This is a genomic window from Paenibacillus jepli (assembly GCF_047238105.1).
GTDB lineage: Bacteria > Bacillota > Bacilli > Paenibacillales > Paenibacillaceae > Paenibacillus_D.
Map to the genome: position 1 here is coordinate 593,535 of NZ_JBDFMD010000001.1, position 19,772 is coordinate 613,306.

Genomic DNA, 19,772 nt, shown 5'->3' on the forward strand with positions numbered 1-19,772 from the left:
CCTGCGAAAGGAGTTACGATGATGGAACACTTAGGCCAACGTCCGCTCAAGAACAGCGAGTGGGTCATGCAGGATCTGCTCCGGCAGCTGAATGAACGCGAGCTCGCTCCCGGAGACCGCCTGCCTTCTGTCGTCGACCTGGCGGCCCGATACGGCGTCGGCCGTTCGACGATCCGCGAAGCGCTGAGCGCCATCAAAGCGATGGGCCGTCTCGATATCCGCCAAGGCGGCGGCACCTTCGTCATCGAAAGCCCCACCCCGCCGCCTCATCCGGCACAGCTGCAGCCGGAAGCGTGGCTGGACCGCTCCCGGTCGCTGCGGCATATCCTTGAGGTCCGCCAGGTGCTGGAGACGGGCGCTGCACTGCTGGCTGCCTCCCACCGCACTGAAGCGGATCTGGAGCAGCTGCGGCAGACGCTGGCAGAGATGGAGGCGGAGCTGGACGATGAGCGCGCCGGTGAACAGGCCGACATCCGCTTCCATCTGCAGATTGCCGCTGCCACCTGCAACCCCGTCATCGCCGATCTGATGGCCTCGCTCTCGGGACGACTGCATGAGAGCATGAAGGACACGCGTGCCCTCTGGTTCTATTCGGAACGTTCGAGCTCAGAGCGTCTGCTCCGCGAACACCGGGCCATTTATGAAGCGATCGCCGCTGGCGACGGCCCCGAGGCAGCCCGTTTGATGGGGCAGCACATCGCCAAGGTCGAACAGGTGCTGGACGAGCGGGGAGCCACATCCCCCTGATGCAATCTTCGTTAAGAGATGACCGACGTGCCGGGCGGCTTGGCCGCCCGCGTACGGTCCTGCAGCTGAGCCAGTTCCTGGTCTCCCCAGCTGAACCCCTCGGTTTTTAGCCGCTCCACTTTGTCCCAATCAATCTCGACGCCGATTCCCGGCTTGGCCAGTTCGGGCAGCAGCAGATAACCGTCCTCGTACCGCACCTTTTCCGTGCTCACATCATCCGTATACACATATGGGCCCGTCGGATCGGAGACGGCGTTCAGGTTGGCCAGTGCACCGCCCAGCAGCGCTTGCGCCGCCGTACCGTAGCCCAGCTCCTGCGTCGTCCCGATCAATACGCCTTTGCCTGCCACTTCTGCGGCTGCGGCTGCTTTGCGGGCCGCCTCGAAGCCGCCGATGAAGATGAGGGCGATGTTGAACAGATCTACGCTGTCGTGCCGGATCATATCGGATAGCTGCTTGAAGCTCCACACATGCTCGCTGACCGGCAGATCCACTGCCATCCGGAAGTTGCGCAGGCCTTCGACATCATTGCGGAACGCCGGACTCTCCACCAGCTGTACATCGTACGGCGCCAGTCTGCGCGTGATTCGCAGCGCCGGCTTCCAGTCGAGCAGATGACTGTAATCCAGGGATTTGATCGTCACCCGACTGCCGAACTCGCTTCTCACGCCGTCCAGAAACGCCTCATCGGCATCGGGATTGACCCCGGCATAGAGCCGGAATACGTCGAAGCCCTGCTCCAGCTTGCTCCGCACGACAGCGAGATTGTCCGCGACCTCCGAGACGCTCCGGTGACGGAAGATGGGATAGCATACTTTTATTTTGTCCCGAAGCCGTCCGCCCAGCAACCGGCTGACATTGACGCCGAGCGACTTGGCCAGCAGATCATGCAGCGCCATGTCCACTCCGCAGCGGATAAATGTGCCTTTCTCATAATAATACATCGTCTCCGGGAACAGCCCTGCCAGCTCTAGATTCAATGCGGAGAGCTCATGCGGGTCGCGTCCGACGAGCTGCCTGCGCAGTGTAACCGTCAGGTCCGCCGCATCCAGTGCATACTTGGGCAGATGCGAGAAGTCGGACATCTCGCCTACGCCGGTGATGCCCTCGTCAGTCAGCAGGCGGACAAAGGCGTGTTCGCACACAAAGCCGGTCTCCCGCGGAATGCGCACCACATCTAGCTTTACATCCGTTATTTTCATGTTCTGCCGCTCCTCCCTCTATTACATCGACAACGAGATCGTCTGCGTATGCGTGTAAAAATCCAGCGCGGCCAGGCCTTGCTCGCGCGAATGCGAGCTGGACTGCTTCAATCCGCCAAACGGCGCCTGATACTCGACGCCCGCCGTCTCGCTGTTGACCTTGACCATGCCGGCCTCGATATGGCGGATGAACGTCATCGCCGAGCCAAGATCCGTCGTGAAGATAGCGGCGCTGAGCCCGTATTCGGTATCGTTGGCCAGCCGGATCGCCTCTGCCAGCGTCGGCGCTTCGAGCAGTGCCAGCACTGGCCCGAAGATCTCTTCCCGGGCCAAGAGACTTGCAGGATCAACGCCAGTGAACAGCGTCGGCTCGACAAAATAGCCGCCGTGCAGCCGGGCGTCCTCCGGCACACCGCCGCCGTGCAGCAGTTCCGCTCCCGCTTCACCGGCTGCGGCGATTGCTTCCAGCACATGCCGCTGCTGTTCACGCGATGCCAGCGGTCCATAATAGACACCCTCCTCGGTTCCCGGACCCATCGTAATGCGCTGCAGACGCTCCAGCAGCAGCGACGTGAAGCGCTCCCGAATCTCCGGCATCACGATGACCTTGCTGGTAGCCGTGCATTTCTGGCCTGCGCTCTTCATCGCCCCGGACACGACTGCGTCCGCCGCCCGCTCCAGATCGGCATCAGCCAACACGATGACAGCATTTTTGCCCCCCATCTCCAGCTGGTATTTGATGCCTCTGGCTGCCGCCTGCTGCGCAATCCGTTTGCCGGCGCCATTAGAACCTGTGAAGCTGACCCCCTGCACAAGCGGATGCTCGATCAGCGCGGATGCGACCGCAGCCCCCGAACCATGCACGAGGTTCAGGACCCCGTCCGGGAAGCCGGCTTCGCACAGGATCTCCATCAGCCGCGCCGCCGTCAGCGAAGCCTGGGTGGCCGGCTTCAAGACGACCGTGTTGCCGGATGCCAGCGCCGGCGCCAGCTTCCAGACCGGGATCGCCACCGGGAAGTTCCAGGGTGTGATGAGCGCCACCACACCGAGCGGGATCTTCTGTGTGTACAGCAATGAGGCTCCATCGGCTGCAGGCAGATGAGCGCCATCCGCATGCATGGTCAAGCCTGCATAATAGTGCAGGATCGCCACTCCTCGTTTCACTTCACCTAGCGCCTCCGGCAGCGTCTTCCCCATCTCGCGGGTCAGCAGGTCTGCCAACTCGCCGCTGCGGGCATCCAGCTGCAGGGCCGCCTGCCGCAGCAGTTCGCCGCGCGTGCCAGGGGCCGTATCCCGCCAACCTGCAGCAGCGGCATCCGCCGCCAGCACGGCCTGCTCGGCATCCGCAGCAGCCGAACGGGGTACAGATCCCAGCCGCTCGCAGGGATCCGCCGGATTATGCGCATCGATGCGTTCGCCGGACTCGGCGCCGCACCAGCGGCCGCCGATGTAATTGTTCGCTTCGATCATGTTCGCTTCGCCTCCTCGTCATCCTCCAACAACTCCCATGCGCGCAGAATCCCGGTCACCTGCTGTTTATCCTCCACTGTGAGCGCGGCGATCGGCGGCCTTACCTGACCGCTGTCGTACCCGAGCTGGGCCATCGCCTCCTTGACAACGCTGACATTGGCTGCGCCGCCGCGCTGCTCACGCAGCAGCTCGAACGGCCGGAGCAGCTGCCAGATCCGCATCGTCTCCGCCACATCGCTGCGATTCATCGCTGCGAGCAGGGCAAGCGACAGTCTGGTATCGACATTGACCATACCCGATGTGAAGCCGACAGCGCCGGCGGCGTAATAGAAGGGCGCCCACATCTCCGCCGTCCCGCAGATCCAGGCCAGCCTTTCGCCGATCGCCTGTACGGCCTCGGCAAAGGAAGGCAGATGGTTGACCGCATACTTGACGCCTACAACCTGAGGGATCTCTGCTGCTTCCAGCAGCGTGGCCGTCCGTACCTGTTCACTGCGTACATACAGAATCAGCGGCAGGTCTGTGGCCGCTGCAATGGCCGTATAGTAGTCCAGCAGTCCATGCTCGGACTGAAACGGGTGCACGGGCTGGTGCACCATCAGGCCGTCGGCGCCGGCCCATGCGGCGGCAGCTGCCAGCTGCGCAGCTGTCGCTGTATCGTAGCCTACGCCTGCCATAACCAGCGCTCTTCCCTGCACCTGCTGGACGGTGAGCCGGACGGTCTGCTCCGCTTCCTCGACGGTCAGCGAGTAGAACTCGCCGGTATTGCCGCAGGGATACACTGCCGTCATGCCGCCAGCGATCAGCCGTTCGATATTGACCCCGATTGCTGCCTCATCGATGCTTAGATCGTCCCGGAATGGCGTGACCGGAATCGCATGGATGCCGCTGAGTCTCGCGACTATCGCTTCTCTGTTGTTCATAAGCTCACCTCCAGTATTAATCAGACTGCTGGTACGCCGACCTGCCGCCGTCAACGATCAGTGACGTGCCGCTGATAAACGACGCTTCGTCAGAAGCAAGGAAGACGGCAGCGGCAGCGATGTCTTCCGGCGTCCCGAGCCTGCCCAGCGGATGCGCCTCCAGCATCCGCCGCTCCTTCTTGGCCGGGTCGGGATAGCCGTCCAGGAAGCGGCGTGCCAATGGTGTCATGACAAAGCCGGGCACCAGGTTGTTGGCCCGGATGCCCTGGTGGCCGTAATCGACACAGATGCCGAGCGTCATCGCCTGCATCCCGCCCTTGGCCGCCTGATAAGGAAAATGATTGAACTGGGTCCGGATCGCATGCGTCGACGAGATGTTGACGATGCTGCCGCCGCCTGCAGCCGCCATATATGGAATGGCATGCTTGGCGCAGTACCAGGCTCCTTTGAGATTGATGGACATAATCCGGTCCCAGTCTTCATCGGTTGCTGTCAACACATTGGTCGTGCCGGTAACACCGGCATTGCAGACGAGTACATGGGGACCCCCAAAGCGCTCGGCAGCTGTATGCATCAGCCTGGCTGCCGCCGCCTCTTCCCGCAGATCTCCCTGCAGGAAAGCCGCCTGGCCGCCGCAATCACGGATCATCGCTGCCACCTGTTCGCCTTCGGCAGCAGCAATGTCGCCTACGACCACTGCCGCGCCTTCCTCCCCGCACCGGAGGGCGATGGCTCTGCCGATCCCCGAGCCCGCTCCTGTCACAACCACAGTCTTGCCAGTCAGCCGGAGACCGCTCATGATTCGTACAGCCAATCCAGTGTATTGGTCTTGCCCTCGCCTTCGACATCCCTCACCCGCAGCGGCTGATCGGCCTTGATCACACCAGGGACGAGATAGGCGCCTCGTCCGAACACAAGCCGATGCCGACCCGCTTCGTAACGGAAAGCATGGACATTGACGCTGGGCTGGAAGAACACTTTGAGCGCATTGGTCAGTACCGGCGCCAATCCCCCCCGGTCATCCGCATGCGTATTCTCTTCGAGACTCGGCACCTGCAGCCACTGCGGATGACTGGAGTTGAAGTACCCGATCAGGATGATCGCTGGCTCATTCAGCTCGATATCGAGATCGAACCCCTCCTTGCTGGAGCGCTCCCGGTTAAAGCGGATCGCCGTCAGCCCCTGGAGTTCTTCGGCTACGCTTGCGGCCGGGATTCCGCCGTCAGTGAACAGCTCGCTGTCCGTCTGGAGCACGTAGGTCTCCGCATCCGGCGAATGCAGGATGAATTCTGCCTGCCGGTATGGCGCCGGCGGCCCTTCGGCGGCAGCCAGCTTCTCGGGCAGCCGCCCTGCCTTCAGCCCCTCGACGATTCTGGCATAATGACTGTACTCTGCCTCGTACAGCGGCAGGCATTGCTGCCAGTGGCCGTACGTCTCGCCATTCGAAAACGGCACCTTGCGCTGCGGCGTCTGCATGCTGTTCGCATACAGATAGGTGTCCGCAGTCCATTCTGCCAGCTCCCGGTAGGCTTCGAGACTGCTGTAGATGTGCGCTTGCGCTTCTTCCAGCAGCTTCACCTGCTGTTGATCCGTATAATTGCCGGCGCACTGCTCTTTGTAGGTCAGGATCAGGATTGCCGCCCTTACCTTCTCCGTGTAGACCTTCGTCATGAGCGAGATGGCCCGGACGTCGGATGAGATCCTGGCATATTCCTCCCGCGCCTTCGTCACCGAGGCTGCAGCGCGAGCCACGGCCCGGGCAGCACGCTCCGCATGCCCCTCTACGCTTGCCACGATATCCAGCGGAGACTCGCCGACCGGTTGCCGGCACTGCAGCTGACCCGCGACATATTCATCCAGCCGCTCTCCCTGCGGAGCCTGACAGTCCCACAGCTCCTTCCATTGTCCATAACGGGCGGGGTTGGTAAGCTGGCTCATCGTCATGCCCAGGCTCATCGTCTGCCGGTTGCCTTCTGTAATGCCGAAGCGTCGGAGCAGCTTGGGCGCGATCTCCCCGGTATGCTCATAGCTGTCCAGGATTGCTTCTCCCGCCTCCCGGCTGCCGAAGCGCTCTGCCAGCTGAGCGATCCAGTACTCCCTCTCCAGGCTCGGGTCGCGGTCGGGATTCCAGGCATACCGGAACCATGCGGCAAACCAGATCCAGTCCCGGTCCATCTGGCGCAGCCGGGGCTCCGTCTTGTCCGGCGCATACGGCCAATCCCAGTAGAATAGCGGATATAGGTGAATGCCGTTCGTATGCAGCCGGTATTTGGCCGCCTGTACACTCTTCTGGATAAAGGAAGGGGAGCCGTACCGAAAAGGCTCAAGGTTGGCCAGGATATGCACATTAAATAGATGTATCGAGCCCAGCGAGGCCAGATGACGATGGGTGTGCTGCCATTTGCCGCGCGGGGTGTACGTCGTCAGCGATTCCCCGTTATATTTGGCCTCCGTGAACAAGTTGGCATAGTTGGGAATAGCTTCCGCCATCACCTTCTCCGAGGGGATCGCGTGGGCGCGAACGATGATCGGCGGCAGCTCCTTCACTCCCCGATCCTTCAGCCCGTCATGTACGCCGGCAAGAATCGTCTCATTGAACCACTCCGCGCCATAGATCGCGCCTTGCAGTGCCTCTCCGAGACATACCATGAGTCCGACATGGGGGAAATTGCGGATGAAAGCTGAGATCGAGCGGATATAATAGTCGCTTGTCAGCGGCAGCGGCTTGGGCTGATGCAGATCCAGGCCATGCTTCTCCGCAAACGGCAGCGGGATGTGGATGTTGTAAAATTTGAGCACCAGCCAGATCCCCCGGCGGTCGCAAGCCTCCGCCAGCCACTGGAAGGTCTCAACGTTGAGTCTGAACTCTTCCTCGGTAACCTCCATCGCTTCCGGATATTCGTCCAGCTTCACCAGCGATGAGAACGGATGACCGCTCCAGACGTAGATAACGTTGCAACGCTGCTCCAGCAGCATGTCCAGGAATGCCGACCACAGCCCGCGGTCATAGAACCAGGGGAAGCGGCCCGGCGTGATCGGATATTCGTACGTCCGGCGCGGCGGCTCGACCTTGGTCAGCTGCAGCGGGACGACCGGACCGCGCAGCTTCATCACCGGGCCGTCCTTCATAGCCAGATTGTCCGGCAGCTCGCCGCGAGCGGCGAGGATACCTGCGAGCTGCTGGCAGCCGTACAGCACGCCAGTTGCGCTGCCGCCGACAACAACCGTCAGCGAGCCGGGCAGCGAAGCGAGGTAGAACGCTTCTTCTACTGGCGGATCAGTATGATAGAGCAGCACCTCCGCCTCTTCGAGCGCCTGGATAAACGAACATTCCCCCCGGACCGCAATGGCGATCTTGGACCCTGGCGTATCCCGGTAATTCTCCACTGTCCATGCCGTCGCCGTCTCAGCAGGTACCAGTCCTTGACCGGCGACCGCCTGCCGCAGCAGCTCGGCGCCATAGCGGATGCGCGCGCTGGCCCGCTCCGGCAAGGCGAGATGTATCGTAGTCATGTACAGCCTCCTTCTCATATAGGCAGCCGGCACGGCGCCATCCCGCCCTGCCGGCAAGCCGGATTACTCGCTAAGATAAGTCTCGGCGATGCTCTGCGCCTCAGCCATGCCGACCCTGCCCAGATCATCGAGGTATTTGGCCCATTGGGCGTCGTCCGACGCATCCGCGATGCCCATGACGGCGCGGGTCGCGAACTGATAGGCGACATCCTCCATGGCGCTGACGGTCGTATTGATCGTCTGCTGCTCCTCTTCCGTGAACGGGGCGCTCTTCGGCGTCAGATTGTAGATGCCGGACACTTCCTCCATCGCCTCCTGCTTTTTCAAGAACATCGGATCCGATTTCAACACGTCTTCACTCTGTTTGAGCAGCCAGTCGAACCCGTGCTGCTCCGCCACCGTTTGACGATCATAGCCTTCAGCGTAGGTGATCTCGCCATTAGCCTCGGTATAGGTCACATCCTTCAGTCCCATATGGTGGAACAACTGGCCCTCCGGAGAAGCCGAGAATTCGATGTATTCGAACAGCTTCTCCAGCTTCTCCGGCTCATTGGCCAGCTTGCTGCTGAAGATCGGCCCGAACAGGGCAAAGCTGAGCGGGCTGAACTCAAGTGCTGGCTCGGTGCCTGCGCTCGGCAACGTGCGGGCATAAGCCCATTCGCCGCCCGGGATGTCCGTCAGCGCATATTCCGGATCGATCGTGTGGCTGGCGTACTGGAAATCCACCAGGACGCTTCCGGTAAGCCGTTTGGTTTTCCACTGTTCCTGCGTCAGGGTGGCGAATTCCTTCTCGATCAGTCCTTCCTTGTAGAGCTTGGCCAGGAAGATCAGCATCTCGCGGTGCTTCTCCGACGCCATATTCCAGACGACGGCATCCCCGGCATCAGGATCGTTCCAGAAGCCTTTGGTATGGTCGTTGCGCGGATTGCGGAAGCTCTGCCGGAAGCCGTTCATCAGATTGCGGATGCCCGTATTTTCGGTACCGCCTCTGACACCGATACCGACAGACTGCGGATATTCGGCTTTGAGCGCGTTCAAGGCCTCATACAATTCATCCATCGTCGACGGGAACTCCTTCAGACCGATCTTCTCAAATGCGTCCTTGCGGTAGATCCATGTCATCGGATCACTGCTGGCGACGCTGGGCAGCATATACAGCTTGCCGTTGGTGGCAGCGAAGCTCATCAGCACTTCCCAGTCTTCGTCGGTAAACAGACCTCGGTACGCAGGCAATTGATCGATATAGTCGCTGATCGGCAGCAGAAAGCCGGCGGAAGCCCACTTGGCGACGCTGCTCGGACTATTCATGTTCGGGATAAAGTCCGGATACTGCCCCGACGCGAACATGACATTATATTTCTCCATCCCGGCAGACAGCGGGATCGCTTCGTAATCCCAATCCATGTTGAACCGTTCTTCCACTTCCGTAATATAATCGTTGGGTACTTGATTGGGCGGATATTTGGGCATCCCGGCCACTGAGATCTTTACAGGCGCCGAGGTCCCGCCTTCTCCCGAAGGTGCATTCGAACCGGAGCTCTCCCCGGTATTTCCCGGTGTTGGATCGGAATTGCTGCTGCAAGCTCCGAGCACGGCGGTCAGCATGAACACTAAGGACAGCAATACAGCCAGCGATTTGCTCTTGCTCATGTACTCATCCCCTTTTCATTTTTCAACGAAATTTGACCCTTTCCCTAAACTGAACATCATAAGAACAGCCGGCGCATCACCTCCCTTATAGAGATCTTCCGCTACCCTTTGAGCGACCCGATCATAATGCCGCGGACAAAATACTTCTGGATAAACGGATAGATAATCAGCATCGGGATAATCGATATCACCAGGGTCGCATACTGCACGGACTCGGGCGTCAGGTTGGAGCTCAGATCCTCGGCCAGCGCCGCATTGCCCTGCGAAGCAAGCTGGTCGGCGAGCGTGCTCTGCAGGACGATCTCCCGTAGAATCAGCTGCAGCGGGTAGCTGTCATAATTGCGCAAATATAACATGGCTGTGAAATAGGAGTTCCAGTGTGAGACGGCGTAGAACAACCCGATCGTTGCTACACCCGCTGTAGACAGCGGCAGCACGATTCGAATCAGCGTCTGCAGATCGCCGCAGCCATCCAGCTTGGCGGCCTCCTCGATCTCCACGGGGAAATTTTTGAAGAACGAGATCATAATGATGAGCCACCACGAGCTGATCAGCACAGGTACTGTGACCGCCCAGATCGTATTCATCATCCCCAGCGACTGAATCAGGAGGAATTGCGGGATGATGCCGCCGGTAAAGAACATCGGCAGGATACAAACGGTCATAAACAGCGGCCGGAACAGCAGATCCCGCTTGGACAGCACGTAAGCTGCCGCCGTCGTAAACACGACATTGAGCACTGTGCCTACTGTCGTAATCACGATCGAATTCCAGAACGAACGCGGGATATGCACATTCTCGAACAGAATCGTACGGTAGGCCCCCAGGCTGAACTGGCTCGGCAGCAGACCGACACGGCCTCGGACGATCTCCTCCGGCGAGCTGAGCGAGATGGCGATAACATGTAGAATCGGCAGCAGCGTAATCAATACGACAACGATCATAACTGCATGGACGACCACATCCAGCACCCGGGAGCCAAGCGAAGTATCTTTTACCATAAGCTCTCGTCAGCCACCTTTCGGGCGATGTAGTTGGCAGTCACCAGGAATATAATGTTGACCGCAGCATTGAACAAATCTACGGCAGCGCCGAAACTGAAATCCAGTTCAATCAAGCCTCGCCGGAACACAAAGGTCGAGAACACATCGGCCGTCTCGTACGTCAGCGAGTTATACATGAGGATGATCTTCTCCGCGCCAACACTGAGCACGCCTGACATGTTGAGGATGAGCGTAATAACGACGACCGGCTTGATCGCAGGCAGCGTGATGTGCCAGATCTGCCTGATCCGCGAAGCTCCATCCATGACGGCAGATTCATACTGATCCGTATCGACCTTAGACAAAGCTGCCAGATAGATGACGGCCCCCATTCCCATACTGGTCCAGATCCCCGAGCTGACGAAGAGAAAGCGGAACCATTCCGGCATGGCAAAAAAGTAAATCGGTTCAAACCCGAGCCGTCCAAGCAGCATATTAATCACGCCTGAGCTGGGAGAGAGCACCATCTTGAGCATGCCGATAACCGCTACGATCGACAGGAAATAAGGCAGATAACTAACGGTTTGCACGAAGCTTTTGTACATTCTGAGCCTTACTTCATTGAGCAGGAGGGCGAACAGGATCGGAATCGGAAACCCGAACAGCAGGGAGTAGAATCCGAGCAGAAACGTATTGCGGAGCAGATTCCAAAAATACGGGCCATTGACAAAGTTTTTGAAATGATCCAAGCCCAGATGTCCTGCCCACGGCGATGTGAAGACGGTTACAATAAAATTTTGTCCTTCCTGCATGCGAAAGTTTTTGAACGCGATCAGCACCCCGTACATCGGGATGTAATTAAAGACAATAAAATAAAGGATCGCCGGAAGCAGCAGCAGAAGCAGCACCTTTTGCTTTTTGCTCCGCAGGCGCATATCCGCGATTCGCTCACGCAAGCGCGTCTGTCTTGCTGATTTGGTTTCGGCAACCGCTTCTGTCATTTCATCACACTCCCTCTTAGGCAATGATTGCTTTTTGATGCGGTAAGGACGCCAACGGGAAAGGCAGTCCATTTGATAGCGCTATCAACAATCCAACCTTACCTCTGCGGAGGGGCGCTCGTAAAGGAACAGTTCATACCAAGCACACCATCCGCACACAAGTAGCCGGACCCCTTGCTCCACGCGGTATTTCCTTCTCACCACCCATTAGTTTTTCGGCACTCTTTGCTTCAGAATTATTGGTTAGATCATGAGAGAGGATAAAAAAAAGCCGTGTTCCTGTCACTGGTCAGGCGACATGGACGCGGCTTTTTCATTTATACCCTCGGTCGTCTATGGATCAGTCTGTGCGCCAGGCACCTTGCGGAACGAAGTGGGCTGGATACCATAGGCCCGTTTGAACGCCCGCCGGAACGATTTGTCACTGTTGTACCCTACCATGAGCGAGATCTCTACGATCGGCAGTTCCGTTGCCCGCAGCAGCCTGCATGCTTCATTCAGCCGCAGCTGCTCCACATATTCGGAGAAAGTGACCCCCATTTGTTCCTTGAACAAGATCGAAATAAAGCTTTCCGTCTGCTTCTGATTGGCAGCGATTTGACATAGACTGAGTCCGCTGTCCTTATAATCGGCGGCAATCGTCGCTTTGATCTCTTCGAAAAGCTTGCGGTGACGGCTCGTCTTCTGTTGACGGATCTGTTCGCTGAACTGTGTCAGGACTACACGCAGCATCCCCATATCCGGTACCGGATGCTCGAGTTCGGCGTGCTCCAGCTTGACTAGAGCAGGGATATCCGAACCGGGCAGGCGGCTCAGCTGCTCTGTCAGCTTCTGCAGAGTTCCCTGGATCTCCTGGAATAGCTGTTTTGTCCGCCACGGACTCAGCTGCCGCTGCACGAAATTCTCCGTCTCGATATGCCCGAGCAATCGCTCCAGTCCGGCAGTATCCCCCACACGCACTGTATTCATCAGCTTCAGTTCCAGATCGGGCGGATAATAGTAATAGGCCGAATGTTTGCCAAGCGCATCATACCGGGATAGCTGCTGGGTCAATTCGGGATCCAGGACGTCAAGCGCCTGTCTTGCATCATTATAGGAACGCCAGATTTGCATAGCATTGCCTGCGACCTGGCCAAGACCGATTGAACATAACAGCTGTCTTTCCTGCAGCAGCCGTTCCTGTAACTGCAGCAGTGCCGCCTCCGCCCAGTCAAGCTTGTCTTCGGCTGCAACAGATGAACTTAAAGGGATAACTAGCGCCATCGTCATTGGCTTGAGCTGATGGAGTAGCCAGTCTGGCTGGCAATTCTCTACCACAGACTCCAACAGTGATATGCCGCTGCCCAGGTCTGCATGCCCGGTCTCGACATAAGGCTGTCCATGAATACGGATCAGTGCGACAACATATTCTCCGTCTACTGAAAGCTGCATACGGGCTTGCTCTCCGTATCCTAGCAGCTCTCCCCTAGTGTTGAATCCGTTTTTGAGCAGCCTTTCCAAATAAGCGCTCCTGAGCAATAGCTGTTGTTTGTCCATGCGAACGCGCAGATCGCTGAGCGATTCCAGCAGCTCTTGTACCGGCCGGCTGTTGCGATAAGCGAACAATAGCGCAGCGATACAACCGATCAGTAATGCAGCAGCGATAATACTATAATTGATTCGCTTGATGTATTCCGCTTTGGCAAACACTGCGGCTTCCGGCAGACCAGATACATACGTCCAACCGTTATATGCAGAACGGGTGTGAGAGATCATCGTAGCGCTGCCGTCAATGTTATAGACCTCATAGCCGTCTCTAGGTCCGCCATCCAGCAAGGCTGACTCGATCGGCGGATGCCCTTGGAAGGTCGATGCAATGAGCCGGTTTTCTTCGTCCAGGATATACGCAAAAGCTCCTTTTTCATCGAGTGACCTGTTGAATAACTGCAAGACTGATTGCTCACGGATCAAGATGACAACCGCTCCATCGATATGGGTCCGATGACCGGCCGGCAGACCGCTCACGTATGCGATATAGTTGCCGCGTTCCTTGCCGCCATCCACATTCTCAAGCCGATGATAACGGTTAACTTCCTCTTTGCTGACCACATCCTCCAGCCACTCTCCGAAAGCGAGATCGCCGATCTGCAGCGGATGTTCATGTAACCTGGAGATATGGTCATTGGCGATGATCGTCTCGCTTTTGGCCAGGTACACAAATAAGCCGGAGAAGTAATTATTGGTCGACAGCTTATAAAGCTCGTTGCGTTGCAAGGAAAATTGGTAGATCGATTCCGGCGACCACTCTGCTTCCGCGAGTAGAATCAAAGCAAGCAGATCCTTATCCAGCGAGATGACCGACACGACTTCGCGGATTTCCGCGAACAGACTGTTCAAGCTTTGCTTGCTGTGTTCGAGCACCGTTTGATTCAATTCCACGGCATCCTCCCGCACGACCTTGACGGTCTGCTGATACGCATAGGCCCCGATGGTCAAAGGGAATAACAGGATCAAAAAGTAGGAGAACAAAAACTTCCCGAAAACATGTTTGTTTTTGCCAAAGCGCTTATGAATCCAACTACGCACCCGTATCCCCCCTTGTTAGGGCCCTCTTTGTTTGTTACCGCTTACAATAATTCTTTTTTTGGAATAGCCATTTCCGTTCTTCGATCATTTTACTTGATTAGTTTTATAGTATCACAGCAAAGTTTTGTTTTCACCACTAAAATTTATTTTGTTTTTTACTAAAATAAAACAAATTCAGTCAATGCATACACACAAATAGACGATGCAGGAACAAACCTGCACCGTCATAATGCCCATTACTATGCTAAGTTATTGTAAGTCCTCCACTTGCGTATCCTGTAGTCGTTGTTAATACAGCCAGACCGGTCGTCGTTGCCGAGAAGACCAGTAACAGACGCGTCTGCGCAGCAACCGGAATATTTAATCCCGTGACAATATCTGAAATGTTCCTCGGGAACCGTTGGCATACTCATTGGACGGGACCCCTCCTTTGGACAACTGGCAATGACGGGTCGAACTGACGCCACAGCGCATGTCGTCAGCAGAATGATTACATTTAGCCTATTGTCCAACGTGGTAGGTTATGCCTCAGCTTGAACTATGGAAGACAATATTTCTAAATGGGGGTTTCTTCTATTCATGCTTGCGCCCGGTTTGGAATAGAGATGCAATAACATGACATTCAATTGTCAAATGGAGGGTGCTGAATTGATATCGATTAGCTTATGCATGATTGTCAAAGATGAGGAGGCTGTACTCGCCCGTTGCCTTGGCTCTGTGGGAGCCATCGCCGACGAGATTGTGATCGTCGATACCGGTTCCACGGACCGGACGGTCGAGATTGCCCGGAAGTTTACCGACTGCATCTATTCCTTTGAGTGGATCAGTGACTTTGCCGCTGCACGCAATTATGCTTTTGCCCAAGCCACCAAAGACTATATCCTCTGGTTGGTCGCAGACGATGTGATTCTGAAAAAAGACAAAGACAAACTGCTGGAGCTGAAATCCTCGCTCGACCCCGAGGTCGATTCGGTCTCGATGCTATACAACCTGAGCACCGATGAATTTGGCAATGTCAGTTTCAGTCTGCGCCGCAACCGGCTCGTCAAACGCAGCCGGTCGTTTCGCTGGATCGGTCCGGTCCACGAATATCTTGAGGTGAGTGGCCGAATCCTCACCAGCGACATTGCCGTAACCCATGTTCCAGGCGATGAGGATCGGGATTCGGACCGCAATCTGACTATTTATGAGAAGCGGCTTGCCCTAGGAGAGCAGTTCTCGGCAAGAGATATGTATTATTATGCCAATGAGCTCAAGGACCATGGACATTACGTAAAGGCCATCAGGATGTACGAGCAATTCATTCGCGGGGGTCAGGGCTGGGTCGAGGATGTGATCGCGGCATGCGGCAAGCTTGCCGACTGCTACACGGAACTTGGAGACCGCAAAATGTCGCTGGAATCTGCATTGCGGGCTCTGCAGTATGGCACGCCGCGAGCCGAGACCTGCTGCAGAATCGGTTATCATTACCTGGAGGAGGGGGACACCGCTGCAGCTGTCGTCTGGTACAGAACGGCAACCCAGTTGCAGCAGTCGGACAGCTGGGGTTTCACCAATCCCGCTTGCCACACCTGGCTGCCCCACCTCCAGCTGTGCGTCTGCTACGACCGATTGGGTCAGTATGAACTTGCTCATATTCATAACGAGCAGGCTCTTCAATACCGGCCGTCCGATACCCGAATGCTGGCTAATCGCGCTTATCTTCTCGCACGATTGACCGGCCAGCAAAACGAATCTGATCAGGGAGGTGCAGCCCCATGAGCCAGGAACCCCGTCCCCGGATTCTCATCGGCAGTCCGATCCGTCAATCTCCCGATATCCTCAGACGCTTTCTCCAGTCCTTGCGGCTGTTGCGGGCCGAAGGACTGGATCTGACCTATTTATTTATCGACGACAATGACAATCCAGCTTCTCAACAGGAACTACAGCAGTTTATTAACTTTTCCAGTCAGACACTTATCCGGTACGCAACTCGGGAAGGGGAATATGTGCGAGACGAGAAAACACATTATTGGAATGAACAGCTTGTATGGAAAGTGGCTGAGTTTAAAGATGCTATCCTGAACTACGGCCGGGAGATGCGCTATGACTTTGTTTTTCTGATCGACTCGGATCTTTTATTAAGTCCCCATACTCTGCTGCAGCTAGTAGCAGCCGATAAACCGATCGTAGCGGAGATCTTTTGGACACGTTGGCAACCCGATGCGATTCCCCAGCCTCAAGTATGGATGTGGGATGAGTACGGCCAATGGGAGCAGAGCCGAGGCGAGAGTCTGACTGAACAAGAGAAAGGCGTACGCTTCCACCAATTTCTGGATAAACTGCGGGTTCCAGGTTTATATGAGGTTGGCGGGCTTGGCGCTTGTACGCTCATTCGAAGCGATGCTCTACAGAAAGGCGTCTCCTACAAGCCGATCGCCAATCTTACGTTCTGGGGAGAAGACCGCCATTTCTGTATCCGCGCCGCAGCCATGGACCTTCCCTTATATGTTGATACCTTCTACCCTGCATTCCATATCTACAGAGATACAGACCTGGACGATAGTGACAAGTTTTTGGCGAGCGCAGTCGAAACGCCGGCAAGCACAGCGGATCCTGTGATCGAGATGAGCGAGCAGCCTCTGGCCCACGCCTCTGCGACGAGCAGAGAGAAGACCGGCATTACTCTTTCGATGGTGCTGCGTAACGAGGAACATCGCTATCTAGAGGATGTGCTGCAAGCTCACCGCTCCTTCATCGACCAGGCCGTGATCATCGATGACGGCAGTAGTGACCGGACTGTCGAGATTTGTATACGCGCGCTGAGCGGTATTCCTGTGCGAATCGTGCACAATCCGGTATCCCGGTTTGATAATGAGATACTACTTCGCAAACAGCAGTGGGAAGAGACAGTCAAGGCTTCTCCGGAATGGATCCTCAACCTTGATGGCGACGAGCTGCTGGAGGCCAGGTTCGCAGGAGCAGCTGCGAGCTTGACCTCCCGGACCGAGACGGATGTATATTGTTTTAGACTTTATGATTTTTGGAACGCTACGCACTACCGGGAGGATGAGTATTGGCAGGCTCACCGTACCTACCGCCCGTTTCTGCTCCGGTACCGGCCGGACTTTGATTACCGTTGGCGAGAAACGCCGCAGCATTGCGGGCGCTTCCCTAACAATGTCTTAGAGCTGCCGCACGAGTTGTCTGAGTACCGGATCAAGCATTACGGCTGGGCTGATCCCAAAGAACGCATACGCAAACTTGAACGCTATCGGCAATTGGACCCCCAAGCCCGCTATGGCTGGCTGGAGCAGTACGAATCCATATTGGACCCACATCCTTATCTCGTGGCATGGGAAGAAGCATGAGCACGTCCCCCGCCGCGCTGGAACACGTGCTCATCCACACGCTGCCGCTGCTAATCCGGCATACGTCGCGGCAGCAGGATGTAGAGATGGTCGTCACCTGTCTTCATACGCTAGCCCAATCCTCTGCACGGCAAGTCGTCATCTACAACCAGGGATGTCTGACGAATGCCCAGTTATCCGTCATAGCCAGAGACTGCGGTGTAGATGCGGTCATCCTCGGTGCAGAGAGCAACGTCGGGATCGCCCGGGCCAGGCAAGCCTGTTTTCAGTATGTCTGGCAGGAGTTCCCTGACGCTCGATATATCTCGGAGATCCACGTGGATATGCTCTTTCCGCCAGACTGGTATGTCCCATTGACCGACTATCTCGCCGCTTCGTCGGAGCCGATGGTCTGTCCCGGCATCGTCACGTCCTCAGGGGAGCTGCAGCCGCTCGGTCTGCGCATCAGCCCGCCGGAGGATGCAGCAGGCTGGCTGACTCTGCTTGCTTCCTTGCCTCGAGCTGGTCTGGCTTACGGCTTCGTCCATCCGGTCATCCATCGCTGCGAGGCCCTCCGGGCAATCGGCGGCTACGATATCTCTCTTCTGCGCGGCAGACAAGGCTATGAGGATGACAGTCTGCTGCTGGCTTATGCGTATTACATGGGCACAAGGACCCGCTGGAAACCGCGATGCTACCTGCAGAGCTGGGTATTTCACGCTACGATGGCTCAGCGGATGTCGATCCCGGACAAACAACAGGATTTCGAGCTTAATGAGCTAGGACTGTTCCATCAATACGGGATCAACGGACTGCGAGAGCTTGCCCGGCTGCATAGCCAGCCCAATATGTTTGGCGACATGGTCCGTAAATATATTCTGCTCTCAGGAGGTCAAGAGGCATGAATCAAGCCGAGCAGCAAAAAAAGGTCTGGGATCAGTTATGGACCGCCGAGGTGTCCTACGAGTGGGATCCTCTGAGCGAATCCATCTACAGGAAGATCCGTGAGCATCTGCCGGATCCGGCTTCAAGCCGTGTGTTAGAGGCCGGTTCCGGCACAGGCAAAATCTCGCTCCGGCTTGCAGAGGACGAGGCGGATGTCACGCTTGTCGATTATTCCGAAGCAGCAATTGTCAACAGCCAGCGCGCATTTCAACAGCGGCTTCAAGCCGGGCGGTTCATCGTCTCCGATATCCGGAACATCCGGCTGCCTGACGGCGAGCTCGACCTGGTTTGGAATGCGGGAGTGCTGGAACATTTTACGCGGGAAGATAAAATTGCAATTCTTGAGGAGATGGCCAGGCTAACCAAGCCGGATGGCACCATCCTTGTCTTTACACCATCAGCCAGATGTCTGCCCTATCTGGCAGGCAAGTATGCGGCCGAGCAGCAGGGCATTTGGATGTATGGCGTCGAAGAGCCCGTCTGGTCGCTGAACGAAGAGTTCGCAGCCAGCGGGATCACTCTTGTCGGGGAGACGCATATCGGCTTTGCCAACAGTTTGGATTTTCTCGATTTTATCGGCGGCTCGCAGTCCGTCAAAACGTGGCTAAGCCAGTGGTATGATTCCCTTGACGATGAGCATCGAGCTCCCTTTGCAGGCTATCTTCTCGTTAGTGAAGGCCGTATCGGTCACCGACGGGAGGTCCCGCCCCAGGCGTCTCCACAGGCGTCGGCGCACCCTGCGGCTGCAGCGCCGGAACGACTGGCTCAGGCTCAGCTTATCCTCAGCAGCTACCACGCTCAGCGGCCGAGCAGCCATTATCTCAGCGCTTACCGGGAAGCGGAGGCGACGTACTGGTTCCCCTTGCTGCGATGGGTGGATGCGTTGATCGAGCCGGGACGTACTCAACTGCTCGACGTCGGCGCTGCCTACGGCACGCTGCTCGTATACGGCACGCTTGCGGGAGCCAGATGCTTTGGTCTGGATATGACCGACCGGTTCTGGTCGCCTCAGCTGGAGAGGGATTATGGCATCGGCTGGTCGCTGTGCAACATCGAATCTGACGCAATTCCCGGCATAGACACCTTTGATCTGATTTTATTCACTGAAGTTTTGGAACATATGAATTACAATCCGATCCCCGTCTTTCATAAGCTCCATGCCCGACTGCGCAGCGGCGGCAGTCTGCTTGTATCGACACCCTGGAAGCAACATTTCGCCCCATCACACGAATATGCCGACCTGTTGGCGATGCCCTGCTATCAGCCGGGAGATGGATTCATCGACGCGGAGATTAAATATTATACGGCGGATGAGCTGCTCAGACTGGCCGAGCATACCGGATTCAGAGTTCAGTCGCTAGAGCTGTTCAACGGCCATCTGCTGGCCTGGTTTATCCGGCTCTGACGCAGCTGCAGGCTGCCCGCAAACCAGCCTTGACAAAGC

General features: G+C 56.9%; 14 protein-coding genes. 5 read left to right on the forward strand and 9 right to left on the reverse strand.

Annotated elements, in window-relative coordinates:
- The first annotated feature begins 18 nt into the window (after positions 1-18).
- On the forward strand, positions 19-747 hold the full coding sequence (locus tag ABC336_RS02930; protein ID WP_413237234.1) for a FadR/GntR family transcriptional regulator: 729 nt from the start codon (positions 19-21) through the stop codon (positions 745-747).
- Positions 748-758: 11 nt separating this feature from the next.
- On the opposite strand, the gene ABC336_RS02935 is transcribed toward ABC336_RS02930, so the two are convergent.
- From ABC336_RS02935 to ABC336_RS02975, 9 genes are all read right to left on the reverse strand, one after another.
- Positions 759-1,949: a mandelate racemase/muconate lactonizing enzyme family protein gene (locus ABC336_RS02935; RefSeq protein ID WP_413237235.1), complete on the reverse strand. Its 1,191-nt coding sequence runs from the start codon at positions 1,947-1,949 to the stop codon at positions 759-761.
- Positions 1,950-1,970: 21 nt separating this feature from the next.
- Positions 1,971-3,419, reverse strand: coding sequence for an aldehyde dehydrogenase family protein (locus ABC336_RS02940; protein ID WP_413237236.1), 1,449 nt, complete (start codon positions 3,417-3,419; stop codon positions 1,971-1,973).
- Entirely contained in the window at positions 3,416-4,342 is a 927-nt protein-coding gene (locus ABC336_RS02945; protein ID WP_413237237.1) for a dihydrodipicolinate synthase family protein, read from the reverse strand. The genes ABC336_RS02940 and ABC336_RS02945 overlap by 4 nt, the downstream gene beginning before the upstream one ends.
- A 16-nt stretch (positions 4,343-4,358) precedes the next feature.
- Complete coding sequence (locus tag ABC336_RS02950) at positions 4,359-5,141, reverse strand: SDR family NAD(P)-dependent oxidoreductase (protein ID WP_413237238.1); 783 nt, start codon at positions 5,139-5,141, stop codon at positions 4,359-4,361.
- Positions 5,138-7,855, reverse strand: a complete 2,718-nt coding sequence (locus ABC336_RS02955) for a hypothetical protein (RefSeq protein WP_413237239.1) — start codon at positions 7,853-7,855, stop codon at positions 5,138-5,140. The genes ABC336_RS02950 and ABC336_RS02955 overlap by 4 nt, the downstream gene beginning before the upstream one ends.
- A gap of 63 nt (positions 7,856-7,918) precedes the next feature.
- Positions 7,919-9,505 (reverse strand): extracellular solute-binding protein, encoded by a 1,587-nt coding sequence (locus tag ABC336_RS02960; RefSeq protein ID WP_413237240.1) that lies wholly within the window; start codon positions 9,503-9,505, stop codon positions 7,919-7,921.
- A 101-nt stretch (positions 9,506-9,606) separates the two neighbouring features.
- Positions 9,607-10,506 (reverse strand): carbohydrate ABC transporter permease, encoded by a 900-nt coding sequence (locus ABC336_RS02965; protein ID WP_413237241.1) that lies wholly within the window; start codon positions 10,504-10,506, stop codon positions 9,607-9,609.
- Positions 10,500-11,489, reverse strand: a complete 990-nt coding sequence (locus ABC336_RS02970; protein ID WP_413237242.1) for an ABC transporter permease — start codon at positions 11,487-11,489, stop codon at positions 10,500-10,502. The genes ABC336_RS02965 and ABC336_RS02970 overlap by 7 nt, the downstream gene beginning before the upstream one ends.
- 333 nt (positions 11,490-11,822) lie before the next feature.
- Entirely contained in the window at positions 11,823-14,054 is a 2,232-nt protein-coding gene (locus ABC336_RS02975; RefSeq protein ID WP_413237243.1) for a helix-turn-helix domain-containing protein, read from the reverse strand.
- 648 nt (positions 14,055-14,702) lie between these two features.
- Here ABC336_RS02975 and ABC336_RS02980 point away from each other — a divergent pair.
- From ABC336_RS02980 to ABC336_RS02995, 4 genes are read left to right on the forward strand one after another with little or no spacing between them, the layout of a single operon-like run.
- Positions 14,703-15,815 carry a glycosyltransferase gene (locus ABC336_RS02980; protein ID WP_413237244.1) on the forward strand — a complete coding sequence of 371 codons (1,113 nt, stop codon included), beginning with the start codon at positions 14,703-14,705 and terminating at the stop codon, positions 15,813-15,815.
- On the forward strand, positions 15,812-17,404 hold the full coding sequence (locus tag ABC336_RS02985) for a glycosyltransferase family 2 protein (RefSeq protein ID WP_413237245.1): 1,593 nt from the start codon (positions 15,812-15,814) through the stop codon (positions 17,402-17,404). The genes ABC336_RS02980 and ABC336_RS02985 overlap by 4 nt, the downstream gene beginning before the upstream one ends.
- Complete coding sequence (locus tag ABC336_RS02990; RefSeq protein ID WP_413237246.1) at positions 17,401-18,288, forward strand: hypothetical protein; 888 nt, start codon at positions 17,401-17,403, stop codon at positions 18,286-18,288. Before ABC336_RS02985 ends, ABC336_RS02990 begins: the two co-directional genes overlap by 4 nt.
- The gene (locus ABC336_RS02995) at positions 18,285-19,733 is read left to right on the forward strand and encodes a methyltransferase domain-containing protein (protein WP_413237247.1); all 1,449 of its coding nucleotides are present in this window, start codon (positions 18,285-18,287) and stop codon (positions 19,731-19,733) included. Before ABC336_RS02990 ends, ABC336_RS02995 begins: the two co-directional genes overlap by 4 nt.
- Positions 19,734-19,772: the final 39 nt, after the last annotated feature.

What these genes read in the sequence shown, in the direction of transcription:
- ABC336_RS02930 (WP_413237234.1), top strand. Translation starts at nt 19, where the DNA reads ATGATGGAACACTTAGGCCAACGTCCGCTCAAGAACAGCGAGTGGGTC.
- ABC336_RS02935 (WP_413237235.1), bottom strand. Translation starts at nt 1,949, where the DNA reads ATGAAAATAACGGATGTAAAGCTAGATGTGGTGCGCATTCCGCGGGAG.
- ABC336_RS02940 (WP_413237236.1), bottom strand. Translation starts at nt 3,419, where the DNA reads ATGATCGAAGCGAACAATTACATCGGCGGCCGCTGGTGCGGCGCCGAG.
- ABC336_RS02945 (WP_413237237.1), bottom strand. Translation starts at nt 4,342, where the DNA reads ATGAACAACAGAGAAGCGATAGTCGCGAGACTCAGCGGCATCCATGCG.
- ABC336_RS02950 (WP_413237238.1), bottom strand. Translation starts at nt 5,141, where the DNA reads ATGAGCGGTCTCCGGCTGACTGGCAAGACTGTGGTTGTGACAGGAGCG.
- ABC336_RS02955 (WP_413237239.1), bottom strand. Translation starts at nt 7,855, where the DNA reads ATGACTACGATACATCTCGCCTTGCCGGAGCGGGCCAGCGCGCGCATC.
- ABC336_RS02960 (WP_413237240.1), bottom strand. Translation starts at nt 9,505, where the DNA reads ATGAGCAAGAGCAAATCGCTGGCTGTATTGCTGTCCTTAGTGTTCATG.
- ABC336_RS02965 (WP_413237241.1), bottom strand. Translation starts at nt 10,506, where the DNA reads ATGGTAAAAGATACTTCGCTTGGCTCCCGGGTGCTGGATGTGGTCGTC.
- ABC336_RS02970 (WP_413237242.1), bottom strand. Translation starts at nt 11,489, where the DNA reads ATGACAGAAGCGGTTGCCGAAACCAAATCAGCAAGACAGACGCGCTTG.
- ABC336_RS02985 (WP_413237245.1), top strand. Translation starts at nt 15,812, where the DNA reads ATGAGCCAGGAACCCCGTCCCCGGATTCTCATCGGCAGTCCGATCCGT.
- ABC336_RS02990 (WP_413237246.1), top strand. Translation starts at nt 17,401, where the DNA reads ATGAGCACGTCCCCCGCCGCGCTGGAACACGTGCTCATCCACACGCTG.
- ABC336_RS02995 (WP_413237247.1), top strand. Translation starts at nt 18,285, where the DNA reads ATGAATCAAGCCGAGCAGCAAAAAAAGGTCTGGGATCAGTTATGGACC.